We start from the raw sequence: 13,534 nt of genomic DNA, 5'->3' as shown, positions 1-13,534 counted from the left end.
AACACTACCAATTGGGTATCGGTCTATTCGCACGGTCATTCTCACAGCTGTTTCACTGCAAATACTCTCTAAAGAATAGATTTCAGTAGGTCGTCGAGACGTCGTCGCTATCTCTCAGCGAGGTGGTAGACGTTTGCCTCACCCGGGTTGCGGTCGACGTCAAGCACACCAGCGTCGGCGAGGTCGTCGAGGTAGTTCCCGATAGTTCGCCGGGCGACGTCGGGGCCGTCGTCGGCCTCTTGAGCGAGGGTGTGGGCCTCGCTGGTTTCGACGCTATCGCCGTGGTCGACGAGGAGATCGTACAGCGCCGCCGGCCGCTCGGCGACGTCGTCGAGAGGGTCGGCGTCGTCGGTGGTCTCCTCGCCCTCGCTCCCGGTGGTCGTCTCGTCGGTCTCTCCGAGTGGGGTCAGTTCGCCGTCCGCCCGAAGCGCCAGGTCGGTCGGGACGTCCTCGGCCCCGAGCACGACGAGACGCCAGTCGTCGGGGTCGGGCGTCTCGCCGTCAAACACGCGCTCGGGAATCACAGGCTTTCTGACGCGCCGCCACTCGTCGGGGTCGTCGACGTCGCCCTCGGTCGCCGGGTAGGCCTCGGCGTCCTTGAACACAGCCTCGTGGTCGTCGAAGGTAGCTAGCTCTCGGCCGTCGCTGTCCGAGAGGATGTATGCCTCTCGGCCGGGGTCGAAGCGCCACACAGTCTGTTCAGCGCCTTCTGGCCGAAGCATACGGTCGCCGTCGACCCACAGGTCTCGGCGGTTGTAGAACGTCTGCGTCCCGTCGTCGCCGACGTCGCGGACGAACGGCGGGTCAGACAGCGCGCCCTCGACGCGCCGAGCGTCGTCGGGGCGTGCAACGAGGAGACACTTCTCGCCGCTCTGGTGGGCCTTGGCGAGGTTCTTGATAGTCTGGCCGGGCTTCTCACTCGTTTCGCTCTCGGTCTCGACAGCGGCCGTCTCGCCGCCCGTGAGACGGTCAAGCGTCGGGTAGTCCTCGGCGAAGCCCTGTGCTACCTCCCGCGTCTCGGCCAGCGACAGCGCCTCGACGTCGACGCCACGCATCGGTTCGGGAGTGGCGCGGGCGTCGGGGAGATCGTCGTCGTCCTGCTGTACGATGTCGACGCACAGCCCGAGGCGGGCCAGCGGTTCGTAGCTGTCTCGAAGCAACTGCCGGTGCTTCAGGCCGCCGGCTTTCTCGTCGTCGCCGCTGGCGAACACCTCAGTCTGTCCACGCTCGGTCGCCTGAAGGTGGGTTTCGCCGTCGCGGTGGTCGCGGGCCAGCAGGTCCTCGGGGACTCGTTCGACGATGTCCCACACGTCGGCGATACCGTCGCCGTCGGCGTCGAGATAGTCGCGTATCCGGGCCTCGACGTCGCCCTTCGGGATGAACCCGCCCGTCTCGATACCGTCGGCGTGAATCGACTCGTCGAAGACGGCTTTCAACACAGCCCGCTCCCGACCGGCGCGGGCATCGGGGCCGCCGTGATCGGGGCCAGTCCCGGGCCCGGCCTCGACGTCGTCGCCCTCGGCGTAGAAGTGAGACGCCCGTCGCTGCTCGGCGGGCGACTCGGCGCGTTTCCCGTACCTCTCGACACTCTCGCGTTTCAGTTCGTCGAGAGCGTCGTCGGACAGTCCGGCCTCTCCCGACACCCGCTCCCGCGTCTCGCCGACCGGCGGGAAAGCGTCGACTTTGTAGGAGTGAGTCAGCTCGTCGTCGGCGTCGTGGGTCCGCATGTAGAACCGATACTTCGAGAGGTTCGTCAGGTCGTCTTTCTCGACGTCTCGGGAGTGCTGGCCGGCGATAAGGCGGGCGTCGTCACGGCCGCCGGGGTTGAACGAGATGAACGTCTCGCACTGGTTTTCAATGGCCTTCTGCACCCGTTCGGGGAGTTGATTCGAGGGGTTCTGGCACGACAGCGTCAGCGAAAAGTCGAACGCCCGAGCCTCCGAGAGGATGCTGGCGATATCCGATTTCTCCGAGACGATGCTGTCGAACTCGTCGCACACGACGTAGAACGGCGGACGGTCCTCGTCGGCCTCACGGGCCGCCACCCACGCCCGGCGAATGAGCGCCGTCGCAAACAGCCGTTTCTCGGTCTCGCCCGACGAGGGCGCGTTTCGCACGACGACGACTTTCCCCTCGCGCACGACGTCGCGGATACTGACCGTCGACTCTCGCGCCGCTATCAGGTCGCGGATAGCGTCGTTCTGAATCCATTGATCGAGCCGGCCAGCCAACGGTTCGAGATCGGCATCGTCGAACCCCTCGATCCGTTCGGCGGTTCGCTTGATGAACTGGAGCCGTTCGCGGTCCATCCACTCGGTGAACCGCTCGCGATTCTCCTCGGCAGTACAGAGGGCCGCGAGGTCGAGGAGGGTACAGGTCTTGCCCGATTTCGCCATCCCGCGGATGAACGTCCGCACGACGCGGTCCATGCGAGCACCCCAGTAGTTGTCTTGCCCACCGGCCAGCGCCACCATACTAGCGAGATCATCGCACAACGCTTCGATAGTCGAGGCGAACTGTCGGCTATCAGGCTCGGCGTCGCTAGGCACTTCCAGGAAGTTGAATCGCACCTGCTTATCGAACTCGTCGGTGAGATCGACAAACACGAAGTCCTCGCGATCACGGTCGTCGGGCCACTCTCGGACGAACTCGTCGGCGTCCTTCCCCTTCGGATCGAAGATCAGTGCGCCGTGGCCGCGCTGCATGACTTGACTGGCGAAATTGACCAACCATGTCGTCTTGCCCTTCCCCGTTCCGCCGCCGACGAACTGGTGCGTTTCCAGTGTCTCGGGCGTGACGCCGGCCTCGACGCCATGCCGACTGCCGAACCCGTACCAGTAGGGGTCGCCCTCGCCACTTTCGTCGAGCATAGTGACCTGTTGGGCGTCGTCACTGGCCCCGGCGACGCCGTGGGTCTGAAAGTCGAAGCGCGGCGTTCTCGGCGGAATCCCCTCTCCTGGTCGGGACATCGACCACCGGAGTTTGTTCGTGGCAACGTGGTCGGCCTCAGGGACGTTCAACAGACCCGATACTTCCCGTTGAGCCTTGACGATGCCATGGTCGGTCCATTCCCGATGAGTCGCTTTCTCGACGACGTCGCATAGTTCGCGTCCGTCGAGCGGGTCGGGAACGAACGTCTGCTCGGCGTTGTTCTCGTAGAAGTTCCGGAACATCCCGGCAGTGCTGCTGGCCCGGGAGACCGCGACGTCGGGGTCGTCGGAGATCGCGAACACTCGGAGACACAGCCGCCATCCTTTCTCGCCCTGCTGTTCTTCGAGGAGTTTTGCTACTTGCTTCTCAACTTTCGAGGGAGGGTATTCGATCGTCTCCCGCGTGAACACCCGCCATTGTTTCTCAAACGTCGGCTCTCGGAGGTTCATCGCCAGCGACTTGATACTCGGATCGCCCCGGACTCGCTCGTCACTAGCGTCGAGCACGCCGTGGCCATTCTCGATACCATCTGTCCAGTCTCGCTGGGCGGGCTTGAACTGGATCTGGACGACTACGTCGGCGTCGGTCGCATCCTCAGCTTGCTGACCGACCATCTCTTCGAGGATACTTCCCATCGGGTCGGTGGTGAACCCCGGCAGATCCACGTTTTTGATCGGGTACAGCGTGTAGCGCCGAAGGTGTAGCCGCGCACCGGCGATGTGCCGCCCTTCGACGCCACTCCCGGAGAGTAACTCCGAGGAGGTTCGCGAGAGTTGCGAGTCGGGATACTGCGAGGTCAACTGTCGTTCGAGCGGGCCGTTCGTCCGGTCATCGCCGGCAACGTAACGAAGTGACAGCACCCGGTCGCCGCCATCGTTAGGTCGCGTATAGCGTACTTCGAACGAGTGGGCGGGGCTGATATTCTCGTCACCACCACGGAGAAGTCCTGATGAGGTCTCGACAGAATGGAGCGACTCCAGGACGCTGTCCATCGCTTCAATCCCGCCGTTATCTGTATGCGGCCGTACCGAAATAGCGTCCCGGTCGCCGGGCGTGGTCAGCGCCTCAGCAAGATCGGCGTCAATCTGCGTAGTTTCGTATCCCGATGTCTCCGTGTCGGTCGTCGAAGCGAAGCGGTCGAGAAGCCCCATTACTCTCGCCCTCCGCTCTCATCGGTCGCATCAGCAGGCTGTGAAGTACCACTCTCACCGTTCGAGGGAACAGCCGTTCCTTTGGTCATGTGTTCGACAAAATCCTCTCTCGCCGTACCGTGGCCGCCTGCCTCGCGCCGAGAGTAAGTGAGTACCCGATCTTCTAGTGGTGTGGCCTCGACATAGCATGGGATCCAGCCCTCGATATCTTCGGCATCAATGAGACACTCGGAGTACCCCCGACCCTCCTTTCCACGAACGGCTATGTCCTGCACGAACTCTCGCTGTGCGCTGTTGAGCCCGAACTGTGCGAGGACGTCCTCATCGACTCGTGGTGTCCGGAAGAAGTGCACCGTGGAACACTGGGCACGGATCGTATCCCGGGCGTCAGTCTCACCCTCTCCCGAGACGAAGTCCTTCGGGGACTGGGAGAGAAACCACAGCGAAGCGTTATACCGGGCGAACTCCCGCGCCGCTTTCTGTAACCAGTCAGCCGTGCGGTCGGCGTCAAGCAGGACGTGTGCCTCATCGAACATACAGACAACCTCGCCGTCGGTTTGCTTGATTTTCTCTCGCACCTGCGAGAGCATCAACTGGAGATTCGCTGACTTCTCGGCGTCATCACTACCGCCGACAGCATGAAGGTCGAGATACGCCATGTCGACGTCGTCGCCGAGCAGCCCCAGTTCATCAGCTCCGAGGAGACTCGCGTATTTACCGCCCTCTTGGAACGAGCGAAGTTTCGTTAGGAGCTCACCGACCTGTTCGAGATGCGTCTCACCCTCGTGGCCCTCACCGTCGGCCATCGTGTACTCCTCGGGATTCGAGGTCATGTCCGTCAGCGTTTCGAGGAGATCCGAGAGGTTCGGGTTCCCGGCATCAAACGTCTCGGGCTGACCCGGCTCAATGCCGGCGTTTGTGAGTGTTCGCTCGGCCGCCTGAGCCAGCAGCGGTGCGTACTCCCCAGCGTCGGCGACGTCGTCGGCCCGAAGCAACCCGACCAGAAAGCCGACTGTCTCCTCGACGGTCATGCGGAACTCGTCGGCTCCGTCGGCCCGGTGATCCGGTGATGGTTCAATACGAAGCGGATTGACTGACTGGTTTCCGTCGACGACAATATGCTCGCCGCCACAGAGTTGGGTCAGTCCGTCGAACCCGCGTTGGGTGTCGCATACGATGAGCGTCCGGTCGTCGCGTTCGAGATACCACCGGAGCGCAGCCTTTGACGCTGAGTAGGTCTTTCCCGACCGCGTCTGTCCAATCGTCAGCATGTGTGGCCCACCGCCTCGTTCGAACGGCGAGAGACGGAGATGTGACCCACTCTCCTCGTTGCGGCCCCAATCCATCCCAGTCTCTTCACGCCGGTCGAGAGCGGCAAAGGGGAACATCGACCCGATCACAGCGCCTGGAACGAGCCGGTCTTTCTCCGCTGGCGTCTCAGCATCCCATCGATCACCCGTCAGCGGTGAGGCCGCACGGAAAGTACACTCTTGGGCAGCACCGGGAGCGACGGGCGTTGTGTTCGCCGGTGGGCCGGTCAGCGTGTCACGTACCGTCTCGCGAGCGGTCTGCAGGGCCCGCCGCTTTGCTCCCTCGACATCGTCGAACGTCGCCAGTTCGTCGGTCGCGGCGTCGAGTGCATCCCGGTCGTCGGCCCGCACGACGACGTAGGTCGAGAGCCGCCACGGTTGGGAGGGCGTCTGACGGAACAGTTCGCGCATTTTTCGGGTTGCATCGCCGGCGGTCTCGGTATCCATCGCCGTGATGTCCTGTTCTTCGGCGCGCTCCTCTCCTTCGGAGCCGATATCCGCGGCCTTTGCTCCTGCCTCGTGGACGCCGTCTTCGAGTGGCACGGGGTCGGCATTGACCGTCACGTCGACGTTGACTCCCCGAAGGGTGCAGAGATCCTTGAGCCAGAGACTCGCCGTCTCTGTGGGATATTCCGCTAGCCAGAGAGCCGTTGCGTATTGATCACCAACCTGCACCCATCCATTTCGTGGATCCCAGGTCTCGGGTTCGATTACCCGGGCAAGACGATCGCTCATCTCCTCACCTTCGACGTGCCTGCCGCCTTGGTCGTCGCCGACGAGGTCCGTGACGAGCTCGTCCGGAAGATTGTCATCGCGCCCCCAGTACTCGCGCGCTACGGTCAGCGACTCTCGGGGCGTCGGGGCGCGCGCCTCCAGGCCCGTTACGCTCCCGATAGCGGCCTGGACAGTTTTGACGCGGTCGGCGAGTGTCGCCTCGACCGCGCTATCGGAGACCACGTCGGCATCAGCCAGCGGATTCAGCATCTCAATGAACGATGGCTCATCGGTGCCTGTCACTGCACCAGCATCGGCCTCAACAACGACGTAATGCCGCCAGTCGCGGGCCTCCCAGTTCGGGGCATCGGCCTCAGTCAGCCAGTCGGCGACGTCAAGCAGCACCGACTGTTGTAGCTCATTGGTCTCCGGGTCCAGAGCGCGTCGTTCGTAGCGCTCGGCCACGTCGTCGACGTCGGCCTCTCGCGTCGTCGAGTAGAATCGAAATGGTATGTCGGTCAACTGTTCGTCGATCGCGGAGGATAGCGATGCCGCGAGCCTGTGGCGTTGGTCGGCATCAAGCATCGCCGTGTTCCGCGGTTCGACCGGAACTGGTGCGACATACCGGCCACCGTCCATCTCGAGGAAGCCACGCTCGGTGACGCCAGAAACGCCCGTCACATCCGCGAGAACCTCATCAGGACTGTCGAGGTACCGCCGGCGGAGGTGCGATGACCACACCGAGATGCGGCCACGTGGTGACGTATAGGCCCGGTCAGAGACTCGGAGGTAGGTTCCAGTAAGGCCTAGTCCGATACCGCCAACGAGGCCGCCAACAGTGAGTACCGGTGACGACGTCGCCATACCAATACCACTCCCAGCGAGTGAGACCACAGCTGGACTGTAGGCCTTCATATCGCTCCAGGTGTAACCGCCGAGTAGTGCCGGGTCAGTATCCACACGCGGTGGGACTAGCTGACCGGGATCTTTGCGCGTCTGTTCTGCCGGTTGAGAGTTGTTACTCATGGATTTCTGAAAGTGAAAGGGTTAGTATCGCCCATTGAGGGCTTCGATACGTCGCTTCCTGCTTGTGTTCGTAGTGCTATTTGACGAGGCATCGCTGTCAGGCGACGACAGCGAGGACGCCTGTCTAGCACCGGGCTCCGGCGAAGGCGTGTAGTCGTCAGGGACCGTCCGCGCTGCGCTAGCTTCGCTGCTGCCTCTCGACCATGTCGGCGATGGAACCGACGAAGGAGCAGCTGTTGCCGCTCGGGACCGAGCTGACGAGGCGTAGTTACTGGCAGTTCCTGCCGCACCACCAGCTCGATCTCTCGCAACTGAAGCCGAGGACTCCGCAACCTTGACGCCCGGCGTCCCGAGGACGGTCATCACCTCCGGGACAAAATTGCGACCAATTACGACCGGGACACCAACGAAGGCCACACCGAGGCCGACTGCCGAGCCCAGTAGTGAGAGGACAGCGTCACCAACTCCGCCGGCTAGCGACCACTCGCTGTGAAAGACGAAGAAGGCGATACAGGCCTGGACGACCTTCGCACCGGCGACGCCGACATACATTGAGAGCCCGATGCCCGAGGCCGCGTTCGCAAACCCGGAGTCCGAGGGGCGAAGTCCCCACCAGATCGGCCACCCGGCGACGGCCGCGATGAGGATGATCTGCTCGATGAACACGATCGCGACAGCCAACAACACTAATCCCGATTGGACCGTGATGAGCGCACCGCCGACGAGTATCCCGAGCCCAAGCTTGCCGATATTTCCCGGCGTCGACAGCAGCGCCGAAGCGTCTGGAGCCAGCGCCATCGCGATACCGTCGGCAAGGTACAGGCCGCCAATCGCGACCGGCCACCCCGCAAGGATGAGGGCGGCGCACTTCCCAATCTCGCCGAGCTTCACTTTCGTCTCTCGCCCTGAGAGACTCCCCTGCGCACGCATCGCCTGGAAGATGAGGAGTGCGAGAGCCAGCGGGACGAGCGTCCAGTACAATGCCCACGCGCCCGACCAGAGGCCCGTTTCTGGCGGACCCCAGGTTGCAACCTCACCTGCCCGTCCGGGGAGACGAATGCCGAACACGAACCTGTTGAAGAGTTCGAGGAACGCTGTTGCGCCCTCGACGAGCGAGTGGACCGCCCACTCGACAAGGGACTTGATCGCCTCTTTCGGCGACGGCAACAGGCCGCCACCGGCGTCTCCGGCCGTTCCGTTCGTTGCGTTCGACGAAGACGGTGTAGGCGCGTCTCCGGGCGTCGGTGCAGAAGAAGTGTCGGGCACAGACGAGTTCCGTTAGAGCGGAAGTGTAGTGGTGCTGGCCATCAGCACGCTCCACTGGCTTGGCGACATACACGAGACCGTCGAGATGCCCAACACCTCAAACACGCCCGCGGCGACGGCCGGGATGAACGCCGCCGAGAAGGTCTTGGCCGAGCCGGCCATCGCTTCCTTTCCTTCGCGGGCCGACTGTTGTTTCGTCGAGCCCATCTTGTCCATGGCGGTCATGGCCTTTGCGACGCCCTTCAGCACGAAATACAGCGACCCGGCGATGAATCCGAACCCGACGAGTTGCCCGACACCGGAACCACACATTGCGCTCCCGACTTCACTCACGCTCTGTGCAGCTGCCACACCTGACGTCGTCGCCGTGATGCCCAGCAGAATCGCGACCGAACGTACCTGCTGGAAGGACAACTGATTGAGGATTCTTCGTTCGACCGTGTCAAGCCGGTCGACGAACTGCGCTGCCGTGTCCCCGAGTCTCCCGGGGAGTGTTAGCTCGAACATGGTGCGAGAGAGGGCGCAGAATCATCGGTGGTCACAACACCTCCTGCGCCTATTCTAGACAACACACTCACTAGCAATAAAAGTTTGGTCCGAAAAATACCTAGTTAGTCCAAACTACTATGGGCATTCAAATTGAATGTAGATTCACCAATGACGGGGAGACACGACGGCATACGACCACACTATTACATCGACTACGCGCTGCATGGCGCGATCAAAGATGTCGCTGGTCGGCGAGAGATCGAAGTCTACGAGGCGTACGAACTCGCCGCTCGCCTCCTCGTGGCTCTCGATGGGAGTACCGGGTACAAGCCACGCCCGGACAAAAACGAGCTCGCCGCCGTGTTCGACAATCTTCTCGGCAGCCAAGCAAACGGGGGCGAGGGCTGAATGTCCGTTGCCGATGTCGTCGAGACTGCAACCCGGAGAGTCGTCGGGTTTGTTCTCTTTCTTGTCGTGCTCCTCGTTTCGGTCGCTATCCCGTTGTTCGCCTTCGAAACGTTAACGCCCAAATTTGTCGGGCTTATCGTGGCGATTCTGTTCTCACGTTGGGTTGGCCGCCGTCTGATCGGTCTCGAGTGACCGACCCGTACGTTTTTGAGGCACGCTGTCCCAGCTAGCGGTGGTCCGCGTCGCCTACATGCGAGAGAGGGCGCAGACCATCGCGTCCCGTGGTCACAACCGGGACGCACCTTTCACTCTCGACGGCTGGCGCGACAGCCGGTTCTGGCGTGTGTCAACGTGGGAAGATAGCGTCATAACCAACTTGACGGATTATATGTAGAGGTGAAATGAGCCGTTCCAAGTAGTCGCTACAGCATTCTAACCAACATAACCGTGGTAGATCTACCACTGTTGGGTTAGATATCTGTACCCATCGATCTTGTTACTCCTCCATGAGTAGAGCCAATTCCAATGAGCAATCATCACAACGTCACCGCTGGACAAGACTCTAGAACGGCACCTGCGTTTTATAATATCTCGTCGCCTAAGTTCTGCCAATGAGGACCGCTGCGTCGACGACTCTGACAGACACCCTCGATCTCGACGCCCTCCAAGCGATGCTTGCGGAACATCCGGTCAGGCTTGCGATCCTCTTTGGCTCACACGCAACTGACTCGACGCATGCGACGAGTGATATCGATCTCGCGGTCGAATTCGACGATAAGCGACCAGCCGACCCAGACTACAACGATGTCTTTCTGGGGCTAAGTGCTGCTCTCAGTGAGGTGTTCGAGACCGACGACGTCGACCTTGTAGATCTCCACACATCCTCACCACAGCTCGCGACATCCATCTTTGACAATGGTGTGCTCCTTCTCGGCGAACAGAGGCGTGCTACTGAACTTCGCCAGCAGCTCACTACGGAGGAGTCCCCACAGCAATCGCCTCGTGACCGACTCGATAGCGCATTAGAGCGGATTGACGCCCATCTTGACGAACGTGGATCTGGAGTCCCCGTCGCTGGCGACTCAGAGGATGATGGATGACGGCCGACGACGATAGCTTACCGACGGATCGGCTCAACCGGATACTGGCGGCTGTCGAAACCATCGAGGAAAGTCTCGGCGTGCTTGCTCGCAAGCAGCGTTGCAGCCGCGCCGACTACAAAGCCGACTCGGATACGCGTGATATCGTTGAACGTCGGTTCGTCAAAATGACAGAGGCTGCTATCGATATCGCTGAGGAGATCGTCAAATACGAGCAAGGCAAGCCACCCACGAGTAATCCAGCGTCGATGCGAACGCTCGGTGAGATGGATGTCCTCTCGGGACCATTGGCCGAAGAGATGGCACAGGGCGCCCGGTTCCGGAACGTCTTATCCCATACGTACGGCAGTATCATCAATCACGACGTCGTCTATAACGCGCTCCAAGATCTTGAGCGCTATCGCGCGTTCGTCCAGGCGGTGCGAGACTATCTCGATTCCATTGGCGCACTCGACGACTGAGAAGGCTCGCAACGCGTTTCCGTAACTTGACGCCGTCGTCCGACTCGTTGTCGTACTAACCAACATAGCTCTAATTTCTTCGCGGATGTTGGTTAGCTGCTGTCTTCGCTGATTTTGTGCCACCTTCGTGAAGTGGAGGCGATTCCAATGAATGACCAGCACAACGTTACCTTCGATGAGTTCGGGTTGGACCACGGAGATCGAGTTCGCGTTGATTGGACGGAGGGCGTAGGGCCACTTGAGGAAGTCATCGGTACTATTAGTGGAATCTCGACGAGTGCCGGCGACATGATCGTCGCGGTTGAGGCTGACGATAACCAGTATCCTGATGGGTCAATCTACGGTGGAACCCATGACTGTGCGCCCGACTGGGTCACACCGCTCCATGAGTGATATCTCGATTGAGTCTCTAACAGTGCTGGTTGACCACAGTGATAGCGATTTACTGATGAGGTGCGAGAGCGTCGTCTCGAAAGTCTCTGAGAGTCCGTCCTCCGATGGGCAGACAAATGGCCAATAGACACCGGGGTTCCGGTGAACGACAGCGAGGGGCTGGCGGCCGGGAGCAAGCGCTGAGAGACTGGTGTGTGAGCGGCCTGGGACTGACAGACTGGCTGGGAAAGGGTTTTCTTGTGTTCTCGTATGAGTGGCAGCAGCCGCCGCTGGGCGGCTGTGAAGATTGGAGAGCTGCCGGTGACGGAATTCGTACGTGAGCTTTTGATAGAGAAGCGTGTAGGAGACCAATTCTATGAGTGTGTACCTCACCTCCGGACGAGAAGAGCGACGAGGCGCTACCCGGATTCTGCTACGGAGCTTCAATAGTCCATGCGTAAACTGAGATTTTCCAGAGAAAGGCGAGCAACACTATCACGGTGATAGTTGACAACACTAACATGCGTACCGCTGAAATCTTCCAGAGATAGCGAACCGGATTTACTAGGCTCGTAGTGACAGCAGCGGTGACCGTGAGGCATGTCTAGCACACCTTGAAAGCCCCACGGCGCTGGCGGTCGCTCAGCGACATCTCCTCGCTACGCTCGGAGAGGGGTCGCTGACACGACTACACAAGCGCCAGCGCCGTGCCCCTTCCATTCCCACCCGACCACAGCAGCAGAACCCTTCGGACCGCCCTCCCTCGCCGGAACGAGGACGCTCACTGACTCACGGCTTCGCCGTTCGTCTCTCGCGGTCGCAAGCGACCGCGCACCGTTCGCTGTGTTCCGGGCACGGCAGAGCCGTGCCGGGCTTTCACCCATCCGGCACTCGGGCGGCCCGCGGGATGCTCACGGAACCGCGACCACACCGCACAAGATGTTCCCCGCCGTCGAGGGTATCCCATCAACTTGCATTTATATAGTAATCTCGCCAAAATCACAATCTAGTAATCTTGATCTTCAGACACTATATGGCCGCTCTATTCCACTTGAAGCAATCCTAATTGGTCGTTGGTTTTAAGTAGCAGGCACCCGTGGCCTTATGTACGGAACGGCACGACACGCGGCGCTCACGAAGGCAGTGTCACGCCGCAGGAAATCGGGTGCTGGCACACCCGACAAGTGTCTTTCCGTGGATACCGAAAGACAATGTACGCTAACGACTCCGGCAGTAAGAAAGCATCGCCCGATCTCGACCAGCAGCTGCAACTCGGTGCCCACGTCGACGGCGGTCCCGAGCATCTTCTACAGGAAGTCGCCGAGACGGCAAACGGCGACGAACTCGACTACCGACCCAACCGCGGCAGTGACTCGCGGGGCAACTACTACGCTCGCCAGAACGACTACGACTGGACCCGCTCGACCGATGTCGCACCTAATCGCCGCCACGGCGAGACGCTGGCCACCCAAGAGCAACGCCACGGCGAGGCAGCCGAACAGGCCCGTCACACCCAGACGGCTCGGGATGCCCACGGCGAGATCGACCGCGAAGCCTCGGCCCGCCAGCTCACCACCAGCGAACAAGAGCGACCGGAAACCTTCGAAGCCGAACCCGACCCACGCGCGGAGATGGACGTCGACGTGCTGGCCGACGTGAATCAAGATGCCACTACGGTCAGCAACCAGACGGGCATCAGCCACGCCGCAGCAAGCCAACTCGTTGCCGGCCACACGACCGACAGCGACTCACATTTCGACGGCGTCTTCGGTGCACTCACGGCCGCTCGCGCCGCGATGAACGCGCCGGTCCCGGTCGCAGACATGAATCCTCACGGCTACGAGGCGACCATCGAAGGAACTGTCACGCATCTTATTGAGGACCCCGCCGCCCCGAATCAGTATCAGGTGGCCTACGTTGAGGACGACGGTGGCGACACGGCGAAGGTGACGGTCTGGGTGAAATCCGTTCACGGTGGTACGATGGTCCGGACCCTTCACGAAGGCGACCGCGTGCGTCTCTGTGGGGGCAAACCCGGCGAGTACAACGGGCTGAAGACGCTCGCCGTGACGAGCAAGACAACCATGTGCATCCTCGAACGCGGCGACGGTCCCGCCCCGACCGGCGACTGTCGGGCATCGTTCGGGTGTTCCGGTGATTGTCCCCGGCTGGCTCCGTGGAACGCAGAATCAGACACTCACGCGTGGGTCAACCAGATGGACATGAACAAAGCCGTCGAGGTGACGCTGGCCGACTAGATCCGACTCGGTCAGCTCCACCGTCGAGGTGGCTGCCCGGTCGGTTCG

The 13,534-nt window shown here is 61.4% G+C and carries 10 protein-coding genes; 6 read left to right on the top strand and 4 right to left on the bottom strand.

The features are described 5' to 3' along the window. Positions 1-107: 107 nt before the first annotated feature. From E4S61_RS18470 to E4S61_RS18455, 4 genes are all read right to left on the bottom strand, one after another. Complete coding sequence (locus tag E4S61_RS18470) at positions 108-4,082, bottom strand: type IV secretion system DNA-binding domain-containing protein (protein WP_209309556.1); 3,975 nt, start codon at positions 4,080-4,082, stop codon at positions 108-110. Continuing rightward, positions 4,082-6,970 carry a VirB4 family type IV secretion system protein gene (locus tag E4S61_RS18465; protein ID WP_135305421.1) on the bottom strand — a complete coding sequence of 963 codons (2,889 nt, stop codon included), beginning with the start codon at positions 6,968-6,970 and terminating at the stop codon, positions 4,082-4,084. Before E4S61_RS18465 ends, E4S61_RS18470 begins: the two co-directional genes overlap by 1 nt. 183 nt (positions 6,971-7,153) lie before the next feature. Beyond that, positions 7,154-8,398, bottom strand: coding sequence for a hypothetical protein (locus E4S61_RS18460; RefSeq protein WP_135305420.1), 1,245 nt, complete (start codon positions 8,396-8,398; stop codon positions 7,154-7,156). Between the two features lie 12 nt (positions 8,399-8,410). Then, the gene (locus E4S61_RS18455) at positions 8,411-8,905 is read right to left on the bottom strand and encodes a hypothetical protein (RefSeq protein ID WP_135305419.1); all 495 of its coding nucleotides are present in this window, start codon (positions 8,903-8,905) and stop codon (positions 8,411-8,413) included. 150 nt (positions 8,906-9,055) lie between these two features. On the opposite strand from E4S61_RS18455, the gene E4S61_RS18450 reads away from it, so the two are divergent. The 6 genes from E4S61_RS18450 (at position 9,056) to E4S61_RS18425 (ending at position 13,486) form a co-directional block, all read left to right on the top strand. After that, positions 9,056-9,295 carry a hypothetical protein gene (locus tag E4S61_RS18450; protein WP_135305418.1) on the top strand — a complete coding sequence of 80 codons (240 nt, stop codon included), beginning with the start codon at positions 9,056-9,058 and terminating at the stop codon, positions 9,293-9,295. After that, positions 9,296-9,487, top strand: coding sequence for a hypothetical protein (locus E4S61_RS18445; RefSeq protein ID WP_135305417.1), 192 nt, complete (start codon positions 9,296-9,298; stop codon positions 9,485-9,487). Positions 9,488-9,906: 419 nt separating this feature from the next. After that, a complete protein-coding gene (gene mntA / locus E4S61_RS18440) occupies positions 9,907-10,395 on the top strand; it encodes a type VII toxin-antitoxin system MntA family adenylyltransferase antitoxin (protein ID WP_135305416.1) in 489 nt (162 codons plus the stop codon). Continuing rightward, entirely contained in the window at positions 10,392-10,856 is a 465-nt protein-coding gene (hepT, locus tag E4S61_RS18435) for a type VII toxin-antitoxin system HepT family RNase toxin (protein WP_135305415.1), read from the top strand. The genes mntA and hepT overlap by 4 nt, the downstream gene beginning before the upstream one ends. A gap of 147 nt (positions 10,857-11,003) precedes the next feature. Next, positions 11,004-11,249, top strand: a complete 246-nt coding sequence (locus E4S61_RS18430; RefSeq protein ID WP_135305414.1) for a hypothetical protein — start codon at positions 11,004-11,006, stop codon at positions 11,247-11,249. 1,190 nt (positions 11,250-12,439) lie between these two features. Next, positions 12,440-13,486 carry a single stranded DNA-binding domain-containing protein gene (locus tag E4S61_RS18425; RefSeq protein WP_135305413.1) on the top strand — a complete coding sequence of 349 codons (1,047 nt, stop codon included), beginning with the start codon at positions 12,440-12,442 and terminating at the stop codon, positions 13,484-13,486. Positions 13,487-13,534 lie beyond the last annotated feature (48 nt).

Origin of the sequence: Haloarcula amylovorans, from assembly GCF_004681185.1 — an archaeon.
Lineage (GTDB): Archaea > Halobacteriota > Halobacteria > Halobacteriales > Haloarculaceae > Haloarcula > Haloarcula amylovorans.
Note: the sequence above shows the minus strand (reverse complement) of the source record. Positions and strands in the feature narration are given on the sequence as shown.

What these genes read in the sequence shown, in the direction of transcription:
- E4S61_RS18470 (WP_209309556.1), bottom strand. Translation starts at nt 4,082, where the DNA reads ATGGGGCTTCTCGACCGCTTCGCTTCGACGACCGACACGGAGACATCG.
- E4S61_RS18465 (WP_135305421.1), bottom strand. Translation starts at nt 6,970, where the DNA reads ATGGCGACGTCGTCACCGGTACTCACTGTTGGCGGCCTCGTTGGCGGT.
- E4S61_RS18455 (WP_135305419.1), bottom strand. Translation starts at nt 8,905, where the DNA reads ATGTTCGAGCTAACACTCCCCGGGAGACTCGGGGACACGGCAGCGCAG.
- E4S61_RS18450 (WP_135305418.1), top strand. Translation starts at nt 9,056, where the DNA reads ATGACGGGGAGACACGACGGCATACGACCACACTATTACATCGACTAC.
- E4S61_RS18445 (WP_135305417.1), top strand. Translation starts at nt 9,296, where the DNA reads ATGTCCGTTGCCGATGTCGTCGAGACTGCAACCCGGAGAGTCGTCGGG.
- mntA (WP_135305416.1), top strand. Translation starts at nt 9,907, where the DNA reads ATGAGGACCGCTGCGTCGACGACTCTGACAGACACCCTCGATCTCGAC.
- hepT (WP_135305415.1), top strand. Translation starts at nt 10,392, where the DNA reads ATGACGGCCGACGACGATAGCTTACCGACGGATCGGCTCAACCGGATA.
- E4S61_RS18430 (WP_135305414.1), top strand. Translation starts at nt 11,004, where the DNA reads ATGAATGACCAGCACAACGTTACCTTCGATGAGTTCGGGTTGGACCAC.
- E4S61_RS18425 (WP_135305413.1), top strand. Translation starts at nt 12,440, where the DNA reads ATGTACGCTAACGACTCCGGCAGTAAGAAAGCATCGCCCGATCTCGAC.